The organism is Acinetobacter sp. AS5 (assembly GCF_048957595.1).
Classification (GTDB): Bacteria; Pseudomonadota; Gammaproteobacteria; order Pseudomonadales; family Moraxellaceae; genus Acinetobacter.
The window spans coordinates 47,297-68,359 of record NZ_JARDAL010000018.1; the positions used below are offsets into that span (position 1 = coordinate 47,297).

At 46.2% G+C, this 21,063-nt stretch carries 20 protein-coding genes and 1 riboswitch; of the genes, 8 read left to right on the forward strand and 12 right to left on the reverse strand.

The window, feature by feature from the left end:
* Nucleotides 1–22: 22 nt before the first annotated feature.
* On the reverse strand, nucleotides 23–658 hold the full coding sequence (locus PV763_RS07455; RefSeq protein WP_005108454.1) for a response regulator transcription factor GacA: 636 nt from the start codon (nucleotides 656–658) through the stop codon (nucleotides 23–25).
* A 219-nt stretch (nucleotides 659–877) separates the two neighbouring features.
* On the opposite strand from PV763_RS07455, the gene PV763_RS07460 reads away from it, so the two are divergent.
* A complete protein-coding gene (locus PV763_RS07460) occupies nucleotides 878–1,939 on the forward strand; it encodes a serine hydrolase (RefSeq protein ID WP_420937564.1) in 1,062 nt (353 codons plus the stop codon).
* A gap of 58 nt (nucleotides 1,940–1,997) precedes the next feature.
* Here the strand turns inward: PV763_RS07460 and thrC are convergent, their stop codons facing one another.
* The 4 genes from thrC to xerD form a co-directional block, all read right to left on the reverse strand.
* Complete coding sequence (thrC, locus tag PV763_RS07465; protein ID WP_005169011.1) at nucleotides 1,998–3,137, reverse strand: threonine synthase; 1,140 nt, start codon at nucleotides 3,135–3,137, stop codon at nucleotides 1,998–2,000.
* Between the two features lie 56 nt (nucleotides 3,138–3,193).
* Nucleotides 3,194–4,501 (reverse strand): homoserine dehydrogenase, encoded by a 1,308-nt coding sequence (locus PV763_RS07470; protein ID WP_034438395.1) that lies wholly within the window; start codon nucleotides 4,499–4,501, stop codon nucleotides 3,194–3,196.
* 127 nt (nucleotides 4,502–4,628) lie between these two features.
* Nucleotides 4,629–5,438 carry a DsbC family protein gene (locus tag PV763_RS07475; RefSeq protein ID WP_305158216.1) on the reverse strand — a complete coding sequence of 270 codons (810 nt, stop codon included), beginning with the start codon at nucleotides 5,436–5,438 and terminating at the stop codon, nucleotides 4,629–4,631.
* Nucleotides 5,439–5,537: 99 nt separating this feature from the next.
* Nucleotides 5,538–6,455, reverse strand: coding sequence for a site-specific tyrosine recombinase XerD (gene xerD, locus PV763_RS07480; protein ID WP_420937565.1), 918 nt, complete (start codon nucleotides 6,453–6,455; stop codon nucleotides 5,538–5,540).
* Nucleotides 6,456–6,629: 174 nt separating this feature from the next.
* Between xerD and PV763_RS07485 the strand changes: the two genes are divergently transcribed.
* The 5 genes from PV763_RS07485 (at nucleotide 6,630) to ftsW (ending at nucleotide 11,779) form a co-directional block, all read left to right on the forward strand.
* Complete coding sequence (locus tag PV763_RS07485) at nucleotides 6,630–6,890, forward strand: FeoA family protein (RefSeq protein ID WP_004281065.1); 261 nt, start codon at nucleotides 6,630–6,632, stop codon at nucleotides 6,888–6,890.
* Nucleotides 6,887–8,743: a ferrous iron transporter B gene (gene feoB, locus PV763_RS07490; protein WP_420937566.1), complete on the forward strand. Its 1,857-nt coding sequence runs from the start codon at nucleotides 6,887–6,889 to the stop codon at nucleotides 8,741–8,743. The genes PV763_RS07485 and feoB overlap by 4 nt, the downstream gene beginning before the upstream one ends.
* Nucleotides 8,744–8,802: 59 nt before the next feature.
* On the forward strand, nucleotides 8,803–9,054 hold the full coding sequence (locus PV763_RS07495; RefSeq protein WP_420937567.1) for a DUF6587 family protein: 252 nt from the start codon (nucleotides 8,803–8,805) through the stop codon (nucleotides 9,052–9,054).
* Between the two features lie 161 nt (nucleotides 9,055–9,215).
* Complete coding sequence (murD, locus tag PV763_RS07500; RefSeq protein WP_420937568.1) at nucleotides 9,216–10,562, forward strand: UDP-N-acetylmuramoyl-L-alanine--D-glutamate ligase; 1,347 nt, start codon at nucleotides 9,216–9,218, stop codon at nucleotides 10,560–10,562.
* Between the two features lie 20 nt (nucleotides 10,563–10,582).
* Nucleotides 10,583–11,779 (forward strand): putative lipid II flippase FtsW, encoded by a 1,197-nt coding sequence (gene ftsW, locus PV763_RS07505; protein ID WP_004281069.1) that lies wholly within the window; start codon nucleotides 10,583–10,585, stop codon nucleotides 11,777–11,779.
* On the opposite strand, the gene PV763_RS07510 is transcribed toward ftsW, so the two are convergent.
* The 7 genes from PV763_RS07510 to PV763_RS07540 all read right to left on the reverse strand — a co-directional run bounded on the left by PV763_RS07510 (nucleotide 11,768) and on the right by PV763_RS07540 (nucleotide 18,522).
* On the reverse strand, nucleotides 11,768–12,028 hold the full coding sequence (locus tag PV763_RS07510) for a zinc ribbon domain-containing protein (RefSeq protein WP_420937569.1): 261 nt from the start codon (nucleotides 12,026–12,028) through the stop codon (nucleotides 11,768–11,770). The two genes, ftsW and PV763_RS07510, sit on opposite strands and share 12 nt — an antisense overlap.
* A 57-nt stretch (nucleotides 12,029–12,085) precedes the next feature.
* Entirely contained in the window at nucleotides 12,086–13,006 is a 921-nt protein-coding gene (gene gluQRS, locus PV763_RS07515) for a tRNA glutamyl-Q(34) synthetase GluQRS (protein ID WP_420937570.1), read from the reverse strand.
* Between the two features lie 2 nt (nucleotides 13,007–13,008).
* Nucleotides 13,009–13,536 carry an RNA polymerase-binding protein DksA gene (gene dksA / locus PV763_RS07520; protein ID WP_004281072.1) on the reverse strand — a complete coding sequence of 176 codons (528 nt, stop codon included), beginning with the start codon at nucleotides 13,534–13,536 and terminating at the stop codon, nucleotides 13,009–13,011.
* A 210-nt stretch (nucleotides 13,537–13,746) separates the two neighbouring features.
* Nucleotides 13,747–14,559 carry a metallophosphoesterase gene (locus PV763_RS07525; protein ID WP_153566389.1) on the reverse strand — a complete coding sequence of 271 codons (813 nt, stop codon included), beginning with the start codon at nucleotides 14,557–14,559 and terminating at the stop codon, nucleotides 13,747–13,749.
* Nucleotides 14,556–15,191, reverse strand: a complete 636-nt coding sequence (locus tag PV763_RS07530) for an NUDIX domain-containing protein (protein WP_420937571.1) — start codon at nucleotides 15,189–15,191, stop codon at nucleotides 14,556–14,558. Before PV763_RS07530 ends, PV763_RS07525 begins: the two co-directional genes overlap by 4 nt.
* Nucleotides 15,192–15,267: 76 nt before the next feature.
* Nucleotides 15,268–17,163: a phosphomethylpyrimidine synthase ThiC gene (thiC, locus tag PV763_RS07535; RefSeq protein ID WP_420937572.1), complete on the reverse strand. Its 1,896-nt coding sequence runs from the start codon at nucleotides 17,161–17,163 to the stop codon at nucleotides 15,268–15,270.
* Nucleotides 17,164–17,251: 88 nt separating this feature from the next.
* Nucleotides 17,252–17,384: riboswitch (TPP riboswitch) on the reverse strand.
* 106 nt (nucleotides 17,385–17,490) lie between these two features.
* A complete protein-coding gene (locus PV763_RS07540) occupies nucleotides 17,491–18,522 on the reverse strand; it encodes a hypothetical protein (protein WP_420937573.1) in 1,032 nt (343 codons plus the stop codon).
* Between the two features lie 292 nt (nucleotides 18,523–18,814).
* Between PV763_RS07540 and PV763_RS07545 the strand changes: the two genes are divergently transcribed.
* Nucleotides 18,815–20,164 (forward strand): TolC family outer membrane protein, encoded by a 1,350-nt coding sequence (locus PV763_RS07545; RefSeq protein WP_420937574.1) that lies wholly within the window; start codon nucleotides 18,815–18,817, stop codon nucleotides 20,162–20,164.
* A 91-nt stretch (nucleotides 20,165–20,255) separates the two neighbouring features.
* Nucleotides 20,256–20,975: a phosphate signaling complex protein PhoU gene (gene phoU, locus PV763_RS07550; protein ID WP_148334355.1), complete on the forward strand. Its 720-nt coding sequence runs from the start codon at nucleotides 20,256–20,258 to the stop codon at nucleotides 20,973–20,975.
* Nucleotides 20,976–21,063 lie beyond the last annotated feature (88 nt).

Consider the following 21,063-nt stretch of genomic DNA (forward strand, 5'->3'; position numbering starts at 1 on the left):
ATGCACCGGAACTCGTTAAAAGCTAAGGTTTAATGAGTCCATAGCGCATGGCTAGATGAGTCAGTTTGACATCGCTATCGATATTCAGTTTTTCAAAAATACGGTAACGATAAGTATTCACTGTTTTAACACTGACAAAGAGTTTATCGGCAATTTCCTGGGCGCTGATACAATTCACCACCATCATCGCGACTTGCATTTCCCGTTCTGAAAGGGCATCAAAAGGGGATTGTTGTGTATCAGAAAGGTAAGAGCTGGCTAACTGTTCCGCAATGTCTGCACTGAAATATTTGCCGCCTTGCATGACTTTATTAATCGCACGGACCATTTCCGAAATCGGGGCCCCTTTGGTGATATAACCTTTGGCACCGGCTTTCAATAACAGGGACGGATAAGGTTCTTCTGCCAGACCGCTGACCGCTAGAACTTTGGTTTCCGGCGCACTCTGAAGTAGACGGCGCGTGGTTTCTACGCCGCCAATACCCGGCATATTCACATCTAACAAAACTACATTAGGATGATGTTGACGAACCAGAGAGATCGCTTCTTCACCAGATTCAGCTTGTCCAATTACCTGAACCTCCGCATGGTCTTCTAGCATTCTGCAAATTCCAGTACGAACTAATTCATGGTCGTCCACAACTAAAACTGTGATCACCTACGCTCTCCCTCTGTTAAAAAAATCATTTTTTTGTTACATAAAGCAAAATAAGCTTGCAATGAAAGTACAAAATTAGCAATCCTATTCGCAAGATTAAATCTGAAACTTATCACACAGTGTCAAGAACAAAAAATGTTCTGCATTGTGTTTAAATGTAAGGCATATTAGAGGTAATACGCAAATCAATCTTACCTCTGTTAGTTGAGTGAAGGAATAGTGAAGAAAATAAACAAGTCTTTAAGGCATCTACTCGGCCTGTCCGTGTTAATCAGCATGAGCACGACAAGTTTTGCTGAAATCATTATGAATTCTGGCACGGCAGAGGGCGGTTCCAGCATTAGTTGGTCTTCTGAAGAAGTTAACCAGTTAATGAGCGACGATTTTAATGCATTTGCCAATGAACCGTCGCCACCCGGGTCTGCCACAGTGACTACCACTTTGCGTCAGGCCGGCACAGCAGCGCCAACAACAGCCAAACCTGCTTATACTGCGCCGCAGATTATTGATACGAATCATTTTAGTAATCAACCTTCTGTCAATGCGCGGGCTGCACTGGTCATGGATGCACAAACCGGTGAAGTGCTGTTTAGCAAAAATACCAATACTGCCTATCCGATTGCATCGATTACCAAGCTGATGACAGCAGTGGTGATTTCTGATGCACGTCTGAATATGTCGGAAAAAATCACCCTGCAACAGGCTGATTTTTCCTGTTCAGGGTGTAAAAGCTCAAGCTCGACTTTAAGAGCAGGGGACAGTATGAACCGTGCTGAAGCTTTATTATTTGCTTTGATGAAGTCCGAGAATCCGGCTGCTGCCGCTTTGGCACGAACCTATCCGGGTGGCCGAAGTGCATTTATTGCAGCGATGAACAGTAAAGCCAAAGCTTTAGGCATGAACTCTTCCCGCTTTATGGAATCAACCGGCTTGCATCCTGGAAATGTGGCATCGGCGCGTGACTTGGGGATTTTAGTCAATACGGCTTCTCAATACGGCCTGATTCGCCAGTTCTCGACCACCCCGAGCTATGACTTTAACTTGGGCTATCGTGTGCTGAAATCGAATAATACCAATGCGCTGGTGCGTAATGGTGGCTGGAATATCAATATTTCCAAAACCGGTTTTATTAATGAAGCAGGGCGTTGTGTGGTGATGCATACCACTTTGAATAACCGTCCGGTGGCAGTGGTCCTTTTAGGTGCCAACAGCTCACAGGCCCGTACCAATGATGCGACCCGTTTAATGAGTTGGGTCAGCCAGCAACCTAAACGAATCTAATTGATTGGTTCATAAAAAAAACCCTGCACTTGCAGGGTTTTTTTAATTCTGTTCGAAATTACATATTCGATAGAATAGAGTCTTTCACTTGAGCCATAGTTGCATCAATCGACAACATCACGGCATCAGCACATTGCTTGATGGCAGTGTCTGGATCTTTCAGACCGTTACCCGTTACGGTACATACGATCACTGAACCTTCAGCAATTTTACCCGCTTTAATATCACGGATTGCACCGCCCACAGACGCAGCAGATGCCGGCTCTACGAACACACCTTCATACATAGAAAGCAGACGTTGAGCTTCCAGAATCTCCGCATCAGTCAGTTCATCGAACCAGCCGTTTGAATCACGAACAACCGCTTTAGCATGATTGAAGCTTTGCGGATTACCGATACGAATCGCAGTTGCAACAGTTTCCGGGTTTTCTACTGGACCGCCGCGAAGGAACGGTGCAGCACCAGAGGCTTGGTAACCTGCCATGATTGGCAAGCCAGCCGGTTTAGGACCAGTAAAAGCATCAGTTTCAGCATCGTAAACGACTTGCTCAAATTCTTCTTTCGACTGGTTGGCAACCGCTTCGGTATAACCCATCCAGTGTGCAGTGATGTTACCCGCGTTACCGACTGGCAGGCAGTGATAATCCGGTGCACGACCTAAAGCTTCAACGATTTCATAAGCAATGGTTTTTTGACCTTGCAGGCGGTATGGGTTGATTGAGTTTACAATCGTTACCGGTGCCTGATCGGCAACTTCTTTCACTAGACGCATACCGTCATCGAAGTTACCGCGAATTTGCATGGTGATCGCACCATACATCATCGCCTGCGCCATTTTACCCATGGCAATTTTGCCTTCAGGGATGAGCACGAATGCTTTGATGCCGGCACGCGCAGCATATGCAGCCGCCGCCGCAGAGGTGTTACCAGTAGATGCACAGATGATGGCTTTAGAGCCTTCTTCAACGGCTTTGGTCACGGCCATAGTCATACCGCGGTCTTTAAATGAACCAGTCGGGTTTAAGCCCTCGTACTTCACATAAATTTCAACATCTTTACCAATAATGCGTGGAATATTCTCAAGCTTGATCAGTGGAGTATTACCTTCACCCAAAGAGATCGCACGAGTAGTTGCAGACACTGGTAAACGGTCGCGATAGCGGTCAACTAAACCAGTATAACGATTGGCATTCGACATGATGATGTTCCAATTGTGTGTAGAGCTTGGCAAGGGGAATCCTCCCCTCAACCCGATTAATTATCAAGCGATTCTAAACGAATTCGTACAATTTCGCCATGAATGACGGGTAATGCTTGAATTTGTGAAAGCGCTGCATCCATTTTTGATTCCTTGACTGGATCAGTCAGAATCACGATAGGAATAAGGTCTTTGGATAAACGTGGTTGCTGCATGATCGCATCAATACTGATGCCGGCACGACTGAGAATCGTGGTCACATCAGCGAGCACGCCCATCTGATCTTCGGCATTAATACGGATGTAATAGCCGGTGGTCATTTGTTCACGACTCAAGATCGGTAAATCACTGAGCGCTTCGAAGGCCAGTTGCGGAATGGTTCCTGCGCCGTCTTCTGTGTAAATAATGTCACGGACAATATCAACCACATCGGCAACAACCGCAGAAGCCGTTGGTCCCGCACCCGCGCCAGCACCATAGTACAGTGTTGGGCCAACCGCATTCGCTTGTACCAGAACCGCATTTTTCACGCCGTTAACATTGGCAATCAGCTGGTCATCTGGAATCAGGGTCGGGTGTACACGGAGTTCAATCCCGGCATCGGTACGGCGTGCAATACCCAGGTGTTTAATCCGGAAACCGAGGTCTTCGGCATATTTCACGTCTTGTGCAGTGACTTTGCCAATGCCTTCAGTAAAGACTTTGTCAAACTGTAGCGGAATACCAAAGGCACATGAGGCCAGAATGGTGAGCTTGTGCGCAGCATCAATACCTTCCACATCAAAGGTCGGATCAGCTTCAGCATAACCCAGTTCTTGAGCCTCTTTCAGCACATCTTCAAAAGCACGGCCTTTTTCACGCATTTCACTGAGAATGAAGTTACCCGTGCCGTTAATAATACCGGCCAGCCATTCAATCTTGTTGGCTGCCAGACCTTCACGAATCACTTTAATAATTGGGATACCACCAGCCACTGCGGCTTCATAGGCAATCTGTACGGCATTGTCTTCAGCCGCTTTAAACAGTTCATTACCATGTTCAGCCAAGAGCGCTTTGTTGGCCGTTACAATATGTTTGCCATGTTTCATGGCTTCCATAATAATTTCAAAAGCAGGATGAATTCCGCCCATCACTTCAACCACCACGTCTACATCAGGTTGACGGACGATGTCCATCAAGTCGGCACTTTGTTTAACCGATTCTGGTAGATCCAGATCAGGACGTGGACGACGGGTGCCTACATGGGTAATTTCAATTTCACGACCGGTGCGACGTTTGATCTCAGCAGCATTTTCTTTTAATAGTTTCAAGGCACCACCACCTACAGTACCAAGACCGAGGATTGCCAGACGAACTGGTTTCACGTCACACTCCAAATATAAACAGTTTTTTACAAGAGCCTAGATCATAGCTAAAAAACCCGCCTGACTCTAGGGTCATTTCAGAATATCTTTATCTATAAAATAAAGTTAAATAACGTATTAAAATGAGTTATTTAAGCCGATTCAATAATTCCGATGTAGACAGGTAACCGCCCAGATAAGTACCTTCTGAATTATAAATGGCAGGGGTGCCATTCACGCCCATATTCAGACCCATTTGATATTGATCTTGAACAGGATTTTCACATTTCTTTGTACTAATCTGTGCACCCGCAATCGCTTGGTCAAAGGCACTGCGACGGTCGGCACTGCACCAGATTGCTTCCATGGCCGGCATATGCTGTTCACCACGCGGCCAGGCGATATAACGCACTTCAATGCCTTTGGCATTCATCTCATCCATTTGCTCATGGAATTTATGGCAATACGGACAGCTGACATCGGTAAACACATAAACCACATGCTTGGCTTTGCCTTTGGCTGGATAGACCAGTAAGTCTGCTGGTTTGAGTTCAGCAAAGAGTTTACTGTTGATGCCTGCCTGCAGATTTTCGCTGACATTGTGTAGCTGTTTGTCGCCGAGACGGATCACATCGCCTTGAATCAGATATTTACCGTCACTGGTGACATAGACCGCAGACATGCCTTCCAGACTCACCCAGTACAGGTTTGGCACTTCAGTGGCTTTAATGTCGGTAATTTTGGCACTAATGCCAGCGGTTTTGAAATGCTTTTCCAATGTAGAAGCCAGACGCTGTTCTGCATTGCGTTCGGTCAGGGTAGAGGCTTCGCCCGTCGCCGGTGCGCTCGCAGTCAACTCTTGCTTTTTATCGTTGTTAGTGGAATTGGAACACGCAGTCAGACCCAAACCAGCAGCAAGTATGCAAGCCATAAAAATTTTTGAGCGGGCAAATGTCATAAAAAACCCTTTTCTTCTTGGATTAAAAACAGAGCATTAGCATAACAAAAAAAAATACCCACACGTCAAACTTCTCAGTTTATTCCGTCCGGATCTGATTCAAGCCCGTGGATGATGGGTCGCGTGTAGCTGCTGCATTCGTACCTGTGCCACATGGGTATAAATCTGGGTGGTAGACAGATCACTATGCCCGAGCAACATCTGCACCACGCGTAAGTCTGCGCCATGATTAAGTAAATGCGTCGCAAAGGCATGGCGTAAGGTATGCGGTGACAGTTCGGACTGAATTCCGGCCTGCAGCGCATAACGCTTAATGGCATACCAGAAATTCTGCCGGCTCATGATGCCGCCATGCTGGGTCAGAAATAGATAATCAGTCGAAGTCTTGTACAGTTGCGGACGGGCTTCGTTCAGATATTTTTCTACCCATTCACAGGCCATTTGTCCCATCGGCACCAGACGTTCTTTATTGCCCTTACCGACGATACGCAAATAACCCTGTTTTAAGTTGATCAGTTCCAGACGCAAGTTAATCAGTTCGGTCACCCGGAGTCCGCAGGCATACAATACTTCAAACATGGCACGATCGCGCAGCCCTAATGCTGTGTTGATATCGGGAGCATGAATCAAGGCTTCTACATCTGTTTCGGAGAGATCTTTAGGTAAGGCCCGGCCCAGTTTCGGGGTTTTATGTGCAGCAACCGGATTGTCACTACGCAGTTTTTGCTCACGCAGAAATTTATAAAATGAACGCAAGGCAGACAGGCAGCGAGCAATTGAACGTGGACTTTTTTGCTGTTTGGTCAGTGCAATCAGTACATCGGAAATATCATCATGATTCCATTCCGGCAGAGGCTTGCTCAGGCATTCTGCACATTGCACCAGATCAGACAAATAGGCATTGCGGGTATGCGGGCTGACCGTTTGCGCAATCAGATAATCACGAAAACCCTGTAAATAACTGAACGCATCAGGAATCTGGACAGGGGCAGGAATACGGGGTTTTTTATTCAGCATAGGGTGAAAGGATCTGATCTGAAAAAGCGATAATCGGGATTGGTATTCTCCACTGTAGTGTAATTTTATGACAGTGTCGATGTGGTATAAGGCTAAATCGAAATGTAATTAATCTTATTTGTTAATTATTCTCATTTGTTTGTATACTGTACAAAATAGTTTAGGAATTTCACGGTGCGTTTGTCTGATTTAAAAGCAAAACAAATTGCCATCATTCGAAAAGTGAGTCGAACAACTGATGGTGAAAGTGCTCTACACGATGTCGTCGCGAGTCGTTTGGAAACTTTAGGCTTTGTACCAGGTACAAAGGTACAGGTCATTACTAAAGGTATTTTTGGTGGAGATCCCATTTTGATTCAAGTTGGATTCACACGTTTTGCTTTGCGTAAATCAGAAGCAGCCAAAATTGAAATCGAACAGGCGGTGTCGGCATGAGTGATACATTACGTATTGCCCTTGTCGGTAACCCTAACTGCGGTAAAACTTCATTATTCAACCATTTAACCGGAACACGCCAAAAAGTCGGTAACTATGCGGGTGTGACGGTTGAACGTAAAGTCGGTACGTTTCAGCTTGCCTCAGGCAAAGCGGTACGGGTACTGGATTTGCCGGGAACCTATAGTCTGGATGCGACCAGTCCGGATGAAGAAATCACCCGCAATGTGGTACAAGGTAAAATTGCGGAAGAGCAGGAGCAGGATGCATTTTTGTGTGTGGTAGATGCCACCAATCTGAAATTGCATTTGGGTCTGGTGCTGGAAATGATTGCGCTGGGTCGTCCAGTGCTGGTCGTGCTGAACATGATGGATGAAGCACGCCGGCGTGGCATGCAGATCAATACTCAGAAGCTGTCTGAGCGACTGGGCGTACCTGTGGTAGAAACGGTGGCTGTGCGCAGTTCAGGCATTGAAAACCTGAAAAACGCCCTGGATCAAGGCAAGTATTCTGTACCCCAGACCGAACTCAGCGGCTTGAAAGGCGACAGTCACCAGCGCGTGGAAAACATTCTGAATGACGTCGTCAATTTCGTCGATCAGGAAGATAAACGTACCGATTTTCTTGACAGGATTTTTCTGCATCCGGTACTGGGCTTAATTAGTCTGGCCGTGATGATGTTTGTGATTTTCCAGGCGGTATTTGCTTGGGCTGCGCCGTTTATGGATGGGATTGAAACCTTCTTTGGCTGGCTGGGTGAGTTCCTCGGCGAATATATTTCGCATCCCTTACTGAATAGTCTGGTGGTGGACGGGATTATTGCCGGTGCCGGCGGAGTGGTAGTATTCCTGCCGCAAATTCTGATTCTGTTCTTCTTTATTCTGGTACTGGAAGAATCAGGTTATTTACCGCGTGCTGCTTTTCTATTAGATAAGCTGATGTTTAAAGCAGGCTTGTCAGGACGTGCCTTTATTCCGTTATTGTCCAGCTTTGCCTGTGCCATTCCGGGGATTATGGCTTCGCGTACCATTAGTGATCCGCGAGATCGTTTAACCACGATTTTTGTTGCACCCTTAATGACCTGTTCGGCGCGCTTGCCAGTTTATGCCTTGCTGATTGCAGCATTTATACCATCACAAACTGTTTGGGGTTTCCTCAATCTGCAAGGTCTGGTGCTGTTTGGTCTGTATATGGCGGGTATCGTGAGTGCCTTGCTGGTGTCTTTTGTGTTGAAATTCTTCCACAAAGATAAATCACAGCACATGTTATTGATGGAACTGCCAAGCTACCGTTTTCCGGACCTGAAGAACGTCTGGATCGGCTTGCTGGATCGCGGCAAAATCTTCTTGAAACGGGTCGGTGGCATCATCTTCGCATTATCGATTGTACTGTGGTTCTTGTGTACTTTCCCACAGCCGCCAGAAGGCGCAACCTTGCCGGCCATTGATTATTCATTGGCAGGGATGCTCGGTCATCTGATGCAGCCGATCTTTGCACCGCTCGGTTTTAACTGGCAGATCTGTATTGCCCTGATTCCGGCGATGGCAGCGCGTGAAGTGGTCGTTGCAGCACTGGGTACAGTGTATGCGATGTCGGCAGTTGATGAAGATGCGATGTCTGAAGGTTTGGCTGCACTGATCAGCGGTGGAGGCGATCTGGGCTGGTCAGTGGCGACAGGTTTGTCTTTGTTGGTGTGGTTTATTTATGCACCGCATTGTCTGGCGACCCTAGCAACGGTGAAACGTGAAACCGGTTCCTGGAAAACTGTCAGTATCATGACTGTTTACCTGTTTGGTCTGGCATATTTCATGTCATTCCTGACTTATCAAATTGCTTCATATTATTTAGGCTAAATCTCAGATTGGCCTTGACCAGTTGAGTTTGCTGCATTGTATACGTATGGGAGATTGAGATGATTGAAATTCTAATTGTGACAGCACTGGTGCTTTGGAGCATGCTGGTTGTCTTTAAAAAGGTGTTTCCGAACACCTCTAACTCAGTCTTCCAGAAGCTGTCTGATGCCTGCGCAGCCAAGGGCTGGCAGCGTCTGGCCAAATGGCTGCAACCGGGTATAGCTGCAGGCTGTGGTGGCAACTGTGCCTGCCCAGTTTCAGAAAAAAGTGTAGAGGAAAAGCCAGCCCAACAAGCGGTAAAATGGAAATAATTTCCTTTTCGAGCTAAATTTTAAAAACCGTCATGATCATGACGGTTTTTTTACGCATGGACACAAAAAAATGTGCAGAAAAGCCAATCAGAAAAGGCATTCAAAACAGCAAAGTGCTACCATTTCGTCAGTTTCAAAATAGACCAAAATATGGGGCGAAAATGTTAATACAACGTGGTGGGTTAAAAGTCGTTGCAGGACTCGGAATATCAGGTGTTGCAGCAGTCAATTTCTTGCATAGTCAGGGCTACCGCGTTGCAGTAACAGATTCTAGAGCCAATCCGCCAGGACATGACCAGATACCCGCTGAGGTTCAGACCAGTTTTGGTCAGTTTGATGCCGAGCTGTTGTTGTCTGCAGAAGAAATCGTGATCAGCCCGGGGCTTGATCCTAAACTTCCTGAAATTCAGGCAGCGATTAACAATGGCATTCCAGTAGTCAGTGAAATCCAGATTTTACGCCGTGCTACGGATAAGCCTATTGTGGCGATTACCGGTTCTAATGCCAAAAGTACCGTAACGACCTTGATTGGCTTGATGGCAGCGGATGCAGGCAAAAAAGTTGCCGTCGGTGGTAACTTAGGCCGTCCTGCGTTAGACCTGACCAAAGATGATCCTGAACTGTATATTCTCGAGCTGTCCAGTTTCCAGCTGGAAACCACCTCAAATCTGGCGGCTGAAGTCGCGGTAGTGTTGAACATGAGTGAAGATCATCTGGATCGTCATGGCGATATGATGGGTTATCACACGGCGAAACACCGGATTTTCCAGGGTGTGAAAAAAGTCGTATATAACCGTGATGACTCTTTGACCCGTCCGTTGGTACCAGACGTAACACCGATGCAAAGCTTTGGTCTAAATGCGCCAGATATGAACCAGTACGGTATTCTCAAAGATACCGATGGCAGCATCTGGCTGGCGCGTGGTCGTGAGCGTCTGCTGAAAAGTACCGAGATGTATATGCAGGGCACGCATAATGTTGCCAATGCCTTGGCCTGTCTGGCACTGGGTGAGGCGATTGGTTTACCACTGGACCGTATGCTTGACACTTTAAAGACTTTTAAAGGTCTGGAACATCGCTGTGAATTCGTTAAAGAAGTGCAAGGCGTACGTTATTATAACGACTCCAAAGGTACTAATATTGGAGCAACCTTGGCGGCGCTAGATGGTCTAGGCATGGCGATTGAAGCCCAAGGCGGTAAGGTCGCGATTATTCTTGGTGGACAAGGTAAGGGTCAGGATTTTAAAGCCTTGCGTGAATCACTCGCTAAATATGCCAAAGTGGCCGTGTTGATCGGTGAAGATCGTCCCGTCATTGAAGCAGCGATTGCGGGTACGACTGAACTGATTCATGCGGACAGCTTGCAGCAGGCAGTAGAAATCTGCCAAAAGCACACTCAGGCACATGATGTCGTGCTATTGTCTCCTGCATGCGCAAGTTTTGATATGTTCTCGGGTTATCCTGAGCGTGGTCGCAAGTTTGTTGCGTATGTGAATGAACTCAATTAAGAATAACAAGGATTCGTGATATGGCTGGGTTTGCTCAGACTACGATCAATAAATTAAATCAATTTTATACGCAGTGGATACCTAGAATACCTGCTGAAGTGAATCCACGGAATGTATTGATTTTCTGTGTGTTGGCTTTGCTCTGCATTGGTTCGATCATGGTGGCATCGGCCTCGATGCCCTATGCAGAACGTATGCATGAAAATCCGTTTCACTATATTAGCCGACATGGGATTTCGATTTTTGTCGCTGCCGTAGCAGCTTTTCTGGCTTATAAAATCCCCTTAAAAGTCTGGTTTAATAACACTTTCTTTTTGTGGATTATTACCATCGTACTTTTGGTGGCCGTGCTATTTGTCGGGACGGAAGTCAATGGTTCCAAACGCTGGATTCGGATCGCAGGCTTTACCTTACAGGCTTCGGAAGTCGCCAAAGTGATGATGGCAATTTTTACTGCAGACTACGTGGTGCGCCGTGCGGAAGAAGTACGGAATAATATCAAGGGTCTGGTGCGTTTAAGTGCCATCATGGGTGCTACCGTCGGTTTGATTATTCTCGAGCCTGACTTGGGTGCAACCGTGGTAATTACCTTAACCATGCTTGGCGTGTTCTTTCTGGCGGGTGCGCCGTGGATTCAGTTCGGTGTGGCTTTTATGACCTTGGTCGGCGCATTTGCTGCCGCGATTCTGTTGGAACCGTATCGTCTGCAACGTCTGCTGTCTTTTTCGAATCCTTGGGAAGATCCCTTAGGCACCGGTTATCAGCTCTCTAATGCCCTTATGGCCTTTGGCCGTGGGGAATGGGCAGGGGTAGGCTTGGGGCATAGTATCCAGAAAATGTCTTATTTGCCTGAGGCGCATACCGATTTCATGCTGGCAATTTTGGGTGAAGAATTTGGCTTTTTAGGCATTTCAACCATCCTGATCTTGTCCTTCACCATGCTGGTTTGCTGTATCCGCATTGGACACCGCGCCTTGCAGCATCAATATTTGCGTGCCGGCTATCTGGCTTATGGCATCAGTATCATTTTCCTGTTACAGATTCTGGTGAATGCCGGTATGAATATGGGCATGTTGCCGACCAAGGGTTTGACCTTGCCATTTATTAGTTATGGCGGTTCATCCCTGATTATCTGTGCGGTCATGATCAGTCTGATTCTGAAAATTGATTCGACCACGCGTCAGGTCAATCCAAGCCGCGAAGAATCAAGCTTCTAGATTGGAGTTTCGTCCTGGCTCTGGCTGAGCATGGTCCAGTACCGTGCTCGGCATTGCGGTTCCACAATTGGAACAGGTCACAAAAGCAGTTTTAGGCTTGGAAAGTGGAATCAAGGGAATAAAAAATAAAGAAAAATAATTACGCTGCTGTTTCAGCTCATAGCCCGAACGGGTACGGCACACCGGACACAGAAACTGGCTTTTCTCAATCGTTTTGGTTTTAGGGCCGATGCCAAAAATAAAAAACATACTCTTCTTCCTATCTATTTTTCATTCCAGAAGTCTAGCTTAAGTGAAAGGCTGTTTTTATAAATAGTGACCTTGTAGCTCAGTTGTATGTGGAATCTGCTCGATATCCCATTGCGCCACTGCCTGTTGCAGCATCCGTTGCGGAGTATCCAGATCAACTTCGGCCTGATGTAAAGCCTTAAGTGCCTGTTTTAATAATTGTGGCGCCTGAGTTAAATCCAGGGCTTGGGCCAGATTCTGTTTTGACAGTTTTTGTCCCTGATCATTCATTGCCAGCGGCAGATGCATATAGCTCAGCTGCGGATAACCGAGTAACTGTCCCAGATAGATTTGCCGTTCGGTATTATCTAAAAGATCAGCTCCACGTACCGCATGAGTCATACCTTGCAGATAGTCATCGACTACTACAGCCAGCTGGTAATTCATAATGCCGTCACGACGTTTTAAGACAAAATCGCCCAGATCTTTTTTCAGTTCTGAACAGTGCTGACCTTGCAGCCGGTCTTCAAAACAGATTTCAACATCTTCAACTTTTAAACGGATGGCCTGATGCTCAAAAGCCAGACCCAAGTCACGGCAGGTATCCTGATAGATATGATTGGAACCGAGCATTTTACGGGTACATTGACAGGCATAGACTAGGTCTTGCTGACGTAATTGCTGGATGACGTCTTCGTAAATATCTAAACGGTCTTTCTGGAAAATGATTTCGGCATCAGGTTCAAGCTGAAAGGCATCCATGGCACGCAGGATATGCTCTTCGCTGCCGGGATAAATGCGGGGAATATCGGTGTCTTCAATCCGGACCAGCCATTTACCATGATGGGCTTTGGCATCGCAGTAACTGGCAACAGCAGTAATGAGGGAGCCAAAATGCAAAGGGCCGGTTGGCGATGGCGCGAACCGACCCACGTAATTCACTTCAGCTTTCCCTCCCTTTATTAAAGGGAGGGTCAGGGAGGGATTACTCAATGACATAATTAACCGTTATTTTGCTTCTCTTTGATCTCTGCAAGGGTTTTGCAGTCAATACATAAAGTAGCCGTTGGACGTGCTTCTAAACGACGCAAGCCAATCTCGATACCACAAGTTTCACAGAAACCATAGTCATCATTCTGGATTGCTTCGATCGACTGTTCGATTTTACGAATCAGTTTACGTTCACGGTCACGGGTACGTAACTCAATCGCAAACTCTTCTTCCTGAGTGGCACGGTCATTCACATCTGGAAGAGCAGTATTTTCGTCTTGCATCGTATTCAGGGTACGATCCACTTCTGACATCAACTCAGCTTTCCAAGCCAGCAAGATTTGGCGGAAATGCTGAAGCTGACCTTCAGACATGTATTCTTCATTTTTTTTAGGTTGATAAGGTTCAATACCAAATAAGCTAGCAGTAGAACCACCGTCAGTCGTTTTAGGCTTAGATTTGCGTACGCGCTTTGCAGCTTTCTCTTCTACAACATCAGTTTGATTGTCTAAGACTTGATTTTGGTTGTCATTCGCCATTTAGGGCATTCCTCATCTATGCGTATGATTGCTACGCAAAAAATATGGTGATATGCAGTTTTTTATCCACCCTGTAGAAAGATTATCCTCCTATGGGGGCCGTCATCATATAGACTTTTTATGCTTATTGATAGTCTTTGATGTCTGGACTATGCATATCACATTTCCTTTGGTTGCAATAAAGTAATGCAAAAAAAACAAATTGAAAAGTTAATAACCTGAAATTTCGGTATTAATATTTTGCTGGCTCAATGCCACCCGTTCAATATAGGTATCAAACTCACCATTTTGTTGCAAATGTAATACACGATAACCTGGTGCCGCCTGATCTAGCGCGAAATCTTCACTTTTAGGTTTAAACTGCACACTGGTCGATGGCGTGGATAAAAAGTAGATGCCATGCCATTCGTTGCAGGAATCCTGATGCACATGACCAAACAGAACCAGCTTGATATTATGATGCCGAGCCAGTACATCTTTTAAATCTTCAGCATTTTTCAGTCGGTGCTGGTCAATCCAGTGTGACTTCATCGTAAAAGGATGATGATGGCAAGCGACAATGACATGCTGATGCTTAAATTCAAGCAATAATTGGTCCAATTGATCGAGTTGAGCTTGTTCCACCCAGCCATCGATCTTGCCTTGAACGGCACTATTTAACAGGATCATGGTCCAGGTGCCAAAATGAATGGCATGTACCTGATTCGCATGCTGGTGAAAAGGGAACACCCGAGAATCGTCATGGTTACCTGGAATCTGATAATACGGCACGTTTAAAGACTGGACAAATGCTAAATAGCGTTGATAAGTCTGCTCGACCGGCACCTGTGCCAGATCACCGGTATGAATCAGTGCATCCATTTGGGGAAAGCGCTGTTGGATCTGCTGCATCACCTCGTGAAAACTCTGCTCGGGATTCATCCGGGCAAATTCCAGCTCTTCCCGATCCATCAAATGGGTATCAGAAATCTGGATAATGGTCCAATCTGGCTGTGTGTTTATGCTTGACTGCTGAAAACTCATGTCTTTCCCCTTAGACATATTCCTGCAGTATGAATATGTTGTTGCAACCATTGCAAGGCCATAATGACAGGTGCATTTCTTAAGCGACCATTCGTGAGCAAGGACGGAATATCAGCATAATCCAGAATATGCAGCTGGATATTTTCACCTTCATCCGGCATGCCAAAAATACCGCCCTGTTCAGGCAATTCGGTCTGCGCCACATATAAATGAAATAATTCGGAACATGCCCCGGCGGACGGATAGAAGCTGAAAATGTGCTGCAGCTCATCCAGGGTACAGCCTGATTCTTCGAGTGCTTCGCGACGGATGCATGTTTCAGGCGCTTCATCGCCATCCAGAACGCCAGCAATTACTTCGAGTTGCCAAGGAGAGTCGATATCATCCAGTCCGCCAATCCGGAACTGTTCGATCAGGCCGAATTTCTGCTGTTGATGATTGTACATCAGCACACCCGCTGCTTCTGGCCGATGAATCAGCTCACGTTGCAAAATAGGGGTTGAGCTTTCCTGATTAAATAAACGGTGTTTCAGGCTGACTTTTTCTACCTGAATAAATCCCTGGTACAAGAACTCACGTGCCTCTACGCGAAAGTCTTTTTTATTATAAGAGGCCTGTTTAATAATATTCATATGCTCAGATAGAATGAATTGATTTATTTTCATCCTATCTGAGTTTTTTTTGAAGACAACTGTTTTTTTTACAGTTTTATAGTTTGTGGTATAAATTTTGACCAGAGTTGTGGAAGCTGGCTTTCATCTGATTCATGCCGGCTTCAATTTCGGCCTGAGAGCTTGCCGGCTGATCAGGATTGGCCTGTTGACTGGCATAATCACGAACATTCTGGCTAATCTTCATTGAACAGAACTTTGGTCCGCACATGGAACAAAAGTGCGCGGATTTATGCGCGGCTTTCGGCATGGTTTCATCATGCATGCTGCGCGCCGTGTCCGGATCCAGACTCAAGTTAAACTGGTCTTCCCAGCGGAACTCAAAACGCGCCTTGGACAGGGCATTATCCCGGGCTTGCGCACCCGGATGACCTTTGGCCAGATCGGCTGCATGTGCGGCAATCTTGTAGGTAATAATGCCGTCTTTGACATCCTTTTTATTGGGTAAACCGAGATGCTCTTTCGGCGTCACATAACACAGCATTGCGGTGCCGTACCAGCCAATCATCGCGGCTCCTATTGCCGAAGTAATATGGTCATAACCCGGTGCGATATCGGTGGTGAGTGGCCCCAAGGTATAAAAGGGTGCTTCTTTACAGACTTCCAGTTGCAGATCCATATTTTCCTTGATCATATGCATCGGGACATGGCCCGGGCCTTCAATCATCACCTGAACATCATGCTCCCAGGCACGGTGGGTCAGTTCGCCCAAAGTTCGAAGTTCGGCAAATTGCGCTTCGTCATTGGCATCCTGCACACAGCCCGGACGTAGGCCATCGCCGAGACTGAACGATACGTCATAAGCTTTCATGATCTCGCAGATTTCATCGAAATGGGTATACAGGAAGTTTTCCTGATGATGTGCCAGACACCACTGCGCCATGATCGAACCGCCACGCGATACGATACCGGTCAAACGGTTGGCCGTCAGCGGTACATATCTTAAAAGCACGCCGGCATGAATGGTGAAATAGTCCACGCCTTGTTCGGCTTGTTCAATCAGGGTGTCTTTAAAGATCTCCCAGCTCAGGTCTTCGGCCACACCATTGACTTTTTCCAGTGCCTGATAGATTGGTACGGTTCCGATCGGCACTGGAGAATTCCGGATAATCCATTCCCGGGTTTCATGAATATTCTGGCCGGTTGAAAGATCCATGATTGTGTCTGCACCCCAGCGCGTCGCCCAGGTCATTTTCGAGACTTCTTCTTCGATACTTGAACCGAGTGCAGAATTACCAATATTGGCATTGATTTTCACCAAAAAATTACGCCCGATGATCATCGGTTCTAGTTCCGGATGATTGATATTGGCCGGAATAATCGCGCGTCCTGCGGCGACTTCCTGACGCACAAATTCTGGCGTAATTTCAGTCAGGTTTTTTGCACCAAAATTCTGGCCCGGATGTTGGCGCATATCGACACCTTCATGCTGGCGCAGGTTTTCACGAATGGCGATGTATTCCATTTCCGGGGTGATGATGCCTTGCTTGGCATAATGCATCTGGGTAATGTTGCAGCCACGTTTGGCTTTACGTGGTTTTTGGATATGTGCGAAACGGATCGCGGCTGTGCGGATGTCGCGTAAACGCTGGCGGCCAAATTCAGAACTGAGCTGATCCAGAATTTCGCTATCGTTGCGCTGTTCAATCCAGCTTTCACGAACATTCGGCAGACCTTTGTTCAGGTCAATCGTCACGTTGGGGTCGGTATACACACCCGAAGTGTCATAGACCATCAAAGGTGGATTATGTTCGCCACCCAGACTGGTCGGGGTTTCACTTAAGGAAATTTCCCGCATGGGTACCTGAATATCAGGACGGGAACCTTGCAGATAGACTTTACGTGAAGCGGGCAGAATCCGTGTTAGATCACGGGCTTCCTGTTCATGAGCGGAGAGAGAAGTTTCAGAAGAAAGATTCGTTAACTGGTTCATGGCTATGATCCTTATGAATGACATCAACGAATCAAGCACGACCAAAAACGTAGGCAGATTTATCCTGAACAGATAAAGCAAGGGTTGAGTTTTTAGCTGGCTTGATTCCTACGCAGGTATTAACCTGATCAGGTTCAACGGTACTCATGCTCAATTCCTGATAACGACAAAAGGAATCACATGATCTCAGCGAGGATTTACTCGCGCTCCGTCAAGCGAGGCTAAAGCTTAGCTCAGTTTAGGCAGAATAAACAGGTTTAAATCTCTCAACTTTAAGCAAGGAGTGATTCAGACCTTGTCAAATGAACTGACTCTATCACTGATGAACTAGATGCAGATGGCATCGGTAAAACAGTCTTTATCGTATTTTTGTGAGGGCGGACTGATCTGGGCATAGTACAGAATCTGTTCTGCTTCCGAACGGTTTCTATAATCAGCAGGCAAGGCTTGCTGGCGCTGTTCCGGAGTCATGTCCAGAAATTCCAGAAACAGGCGTGCCTGTGTGGACAGCATGGATTTCTGGCCGCTCGACAGCCCAATAATAGTTTCCAGATGACTGGTATCGACAGCATAACGATCGCGATAATCTTCAGACACCGGTGATTGCTCGGTACCTCTAAACAGGAAATAGGTATATTGCTTCAGCAGATATTCAGCATCGCGTTTATAACTGCTATTCGGATAAGTCTTGAGGTAATCCTCCCAAAGCAAACTGCGGGCTGCAATATCAGCGGCTTCAATCTGCAGGCGTTTTTCCACCAGCACCGGTTCCATATTCTGTTCCGCCAGATTTTCAATAAAGGCTTTTTCAGCGGCCGGTAAATAAGGGGCAAAAATACGCGCCAGATATTCCGGACTGCGGCGATAATGTAAAGTGCCATCTCCCAGATCCAGCAGCTCTACATAAGCCTGCCCCTTGTGTTTTAACAGATACTGGTCACGTGAGGTGAGCTGTTGAAAATGCGCATGCTGAATGGTCGGATGCTGGGCCATTTCCAGTGCATACTGCTCAAAGGCGCGTTGCTGGAACTCGGTGCGATCCACCTTTAAAAAGCGCTGATACATTTCGGTAGAGCGCTGCATCAGGTGCTTCTGCTCCGCCAAGTCCATCAACGGCAGGCACAATTTAAGATCCTGATTAATCTGCTCCAGCGCAAACGTCGTGCGCTGGTCATTAATCTGGGACATATTTTTTTCAATATTCTGGCACATGAGGCTAAAGTCACTGACTGGACTTTGCGTTTGCTTCGCCTCAGTCTGTTCGACCTGGATCTGTGGATCTGAAGGCTGTTGGCAGCCCCCAAGAAGCAGCACGCTACCAGCAAGCAAACAGGCTTTGAATATCGACGGGAATGGCATTAACACTATGCTTCAGGACTCTGTATATATGGGTGAATTCAGAAAATAACGGCCTTACTGGGAGATATTGTATAGATCAAACTAAAATACTATGTTTAGTATTGTGAATTGCTTTGTTACATTGCCGGTATGGGAGCCAGAAAATTGAATTAATGATGGATAAAAATTGATCTTTATATTAAAAAATTAATAAAAATCATACGTAAAAATTCAAGAGATCTCTTTAGTATGGCTTAGCTTAAAGCGCCAGAATTTTTTGATCTGAATGGCTGTTAGGGGTTAACACTATAAAATGAAATTAAAACTCAGTGTCATGGCCGGTTTATTGCTATTAATTAGTCCGGCGATTTTTGCCCTGGATTTACAAGAAGCGTATGCACGCGCCCAGCAAAATGATCCGAACTGGCAAGCGAATGTGTTGCAGTACCGATCTGATCAGCTCAATCTGGGGATTGCCAGCGGAAATTTGCTGCCGACCGTGACTTTGTCTGGAAACGTCACCCGTAAAAACCAGTCGACCGATACACCGGCCGATCCACAATTTGCCAGTTTGACTACCGCAAGTACTACAACCCGTCAGGTGGCGGTTACTGCACGCCAACCCTTATTTCGCTGGGATGCCTGGCAAGGTTATAAGCAGGTCAAGACCTCGGTCGAACTCAGTGAAGTCAATCTGCGTCTGCAAAAACAGCAGCATATTTTACAGGTGGCCGAAGCCTATTTTAATGTCTTGCGTCAGCAGTCTTTGACTACGGCTTATTTGCAGGAAGAGCAGGCACTGTCTGAGCAGTTACGGATGATGAATGCTAAGCTGAAAGAAGGTTTGGTGGCGCGTAGTGAGGTGAGTGAAGCCAATGCCCAGTATCAAAGTGCCCAAGCCAACCGGATTTCGACCCAGGTTCAGCTAATTTTAGCTCAAGAACAGCTAGCACAATTAATCGGACCTTATCAGGAAAATCTTGCAGTATTACGCAACGATTTCCAGTTCCAGAAACCGGTTCCAAGTGATATGCAGTCCTGGACCGAATTGGCACAAAGCCAGAATCTGAATATTCTGCAAGCACGTCTGCAAAAGCGCTATTCTGAAGATGCCAAACGGGTCGAACAGGCTGCGCTTTATCCGCAGGTCGAAGCGGTCGGAACTTATGGCTATTTAAAACAAAGTCCGGCCACGATCATGTCCAGCAATGGGGATTTCGACCAGATTGGGGTGGAAGTAAACTGGAATGTATTTAGCGGTGGACGCACGCAAAAAAGTATCCGTCAGGCCGGTGTTAATGTGCAAAAAAGTGAAGCACAATTGGATGCGGCCATCCGTAAAGCCAATACCGATGTGAAACAGTCCTTTATGCAGGTAGAAACCGATCAGGCCAAACTGAATGCACGTAAAGCTGCGATGGATTCTTCGGAAATTGTCTCACAAGCGTCCAGAGCCCAATATCAGGAAGGCTTAAAAACCATGGTTGATGTATTGCTGGCACAGCGTAATGCCTTTTCTGCCAAGACCGATTATTTAAATGCCAAATATGATTATCTGCTACATGTGTTGCAATTACAGGCTTCGGTCGGGCAGTTGACTGAAAAGGAACTGGCAGAACTGAATGCCTGGCTGATTGAATATGATTCGCCTCAGTCTCTATGAGGCTGCTATTGTCATCAAACTTTCATCATAGATATGCTTTAATATGATTTATTATTGATCATTGTCCTCTATCGTTCAGGAGTAGCTTTCCTTGTGTCCAAATAATCCTGTATTAAGTCATCACATTTCTTCGCAATTTAATGAAGAATTGCAGGACGTAAATACCAAATTCATGACGATGGGCGGACTGGTAGAACAGCAGGTGGCCAATGCCATTCATGCCTTATTGGACACAAATGTCTCAATGGCAGTAGATGTGCAGTTTCAAGATAATGTCGTCAATCAGATGGAACGAGATATCGATGAAGCGCTGACCCTGATTCTGGCGCGTCGTCATCCTGCTGCGATTGATTTACGTATGGTGCTTGCCATGTCCAAGGCCAATACCGATCTGGAGCGGATTGGTGATGAAGCCTCAAAAATAGGCCGGATTGCACAAAGCTTGTGTGAAGAGGGCAGCTCACCGCGCGGTTATATGGAAACCCGGCATATTGGTAATCAGGTGCGGGTGATGATTCATGATGCCCTGGATGCTTTTGCGCGTCTGGATGTAGATCAGGCTTTGAAAGTCATGTTGGCAGATGCGGATATTGACCGTGAATATCAGTCAGCCACACGTACGCTTATGACCTATATGATTGAAGATCCACGGCATATCAGTCGTGTCATCAATGTATTGTGGGTGCTGCGTTCACTCGAAAGAATTGGCGATCATGCCCGGAATATTTCGGAACAGGTGATCTATATGGTTAAAGGTTTTGATGTGCGTCATACCAGCGTTGAAGAAATTGAACAAAAAGTTCAGCGTTAAATCTTAAAAAATTAAAATAAAAAGCCTGCAATTTGCAGGCTTTTTTTTAGCTTTAATTTAAATGTTTTTTATCAAGTCGGAAGCAAAA

Bases quoted from the DNA above. Each gene is read 5' to 3' on its own strand.
- thrC (WP_005169011.1), bottom strand. From the start codon at position 3,137: ATGTCGAATGCCAATCGTTATACTGGTTTAGTTGACCGCTATCGCGAC.
- PV763_RS07475 (WP_305158216.1), bottom strand. From the start codon at position 5,438: ATGACATTTGCCCGCTCAAAAATTTTTATGGCTTGCATACTTGCTGCT.
- xerD (WP_420937565.1), bottom strand. From the start codon at position 6,455: ATGCTGAATAAAAAACCCCGTATTCCTGCCCCTGTCCAGATTCCTGAT.
- feoB (WP_420937566.1), top strand. From the start codon at position 6,887: ATGAGTGATACATTACGTATTGCCCTTGTCGGTAACCCTAACTGCGGT.
- PV763_RS07495 (WP_420937567.1), top strand. From the start codon at position 8,803: ATGATTGAAATTCTAATTGTGACAGCACTGGTGCTTTGGAGCATGCTG.
- murD (WP_420937568.1), top strand. From the start codon at position 9,216: ATGTTAATACAACGTGGTGGGTTAAAAGTCGTTGCAGGACTCGGAATA.
- ftsW (WP_004281069.1), top strand. From the start codon at position 10,583: ATGGCTGGGTTTGCTCAGACTACGATCAATAAATTAAATCAATTTTAT.
- PV763_RS07510 (WP_420937569.1), bottom strand. From the start codon at position 12,028: ATGTTTTTTATTTTTGGCATCGGCCCTAAAACCAAAACGATTGAGAAA.
- gluQRS (WP_420937570.1), bottom strand. From the start codon at position 13,006: ATGTCATTGAGTAATCCCTCCCTGACCCTCCCTTTAATAAAGGGAGGG.
- dksA (WP_004281072.1), bottom strand. From the start codon at position 13,536: ATGGCGAATGACAACCAAAATCAAGTCTTAGACAATCAAACTGATGTT.
- PV763_RS07525 (WP_153566389.1), bottom strand. From the start codon at position 14,559: ATGAGTTTTCAGCAGTCAAGCATAAACACACAGCCAGATTGGACCATT.
- PV763_RS07530 (WP_420937571.1), bottom strand. From the start codon at position 15,191: ATGAATATTATTAAACAGGCCTCTTATAATAAAAAAGACTTTCGCGTA.
- thiC (WP_420937572.1), bottom strand. From the start codon at position 17,163: ATGAACCAGTTAACGAATCTTTCTTCTGAAACTTCTCTCTCCGCTCAT.
- PV763_RS07540 (WP_420937573.1), bottom strand. From the start codon at position 18,522: ATGCCATTCCCGTCGATATTCAAAGCCTGTTTGCTTGCTGGTAGCGTG.
- PV763_RS07545 (WP_420937574.1), top strand. From the start codon at position 18,815: ATGAAATTAAAACTCAGTGTCATGGCCGGTTTATTGCTATTAATTAGT.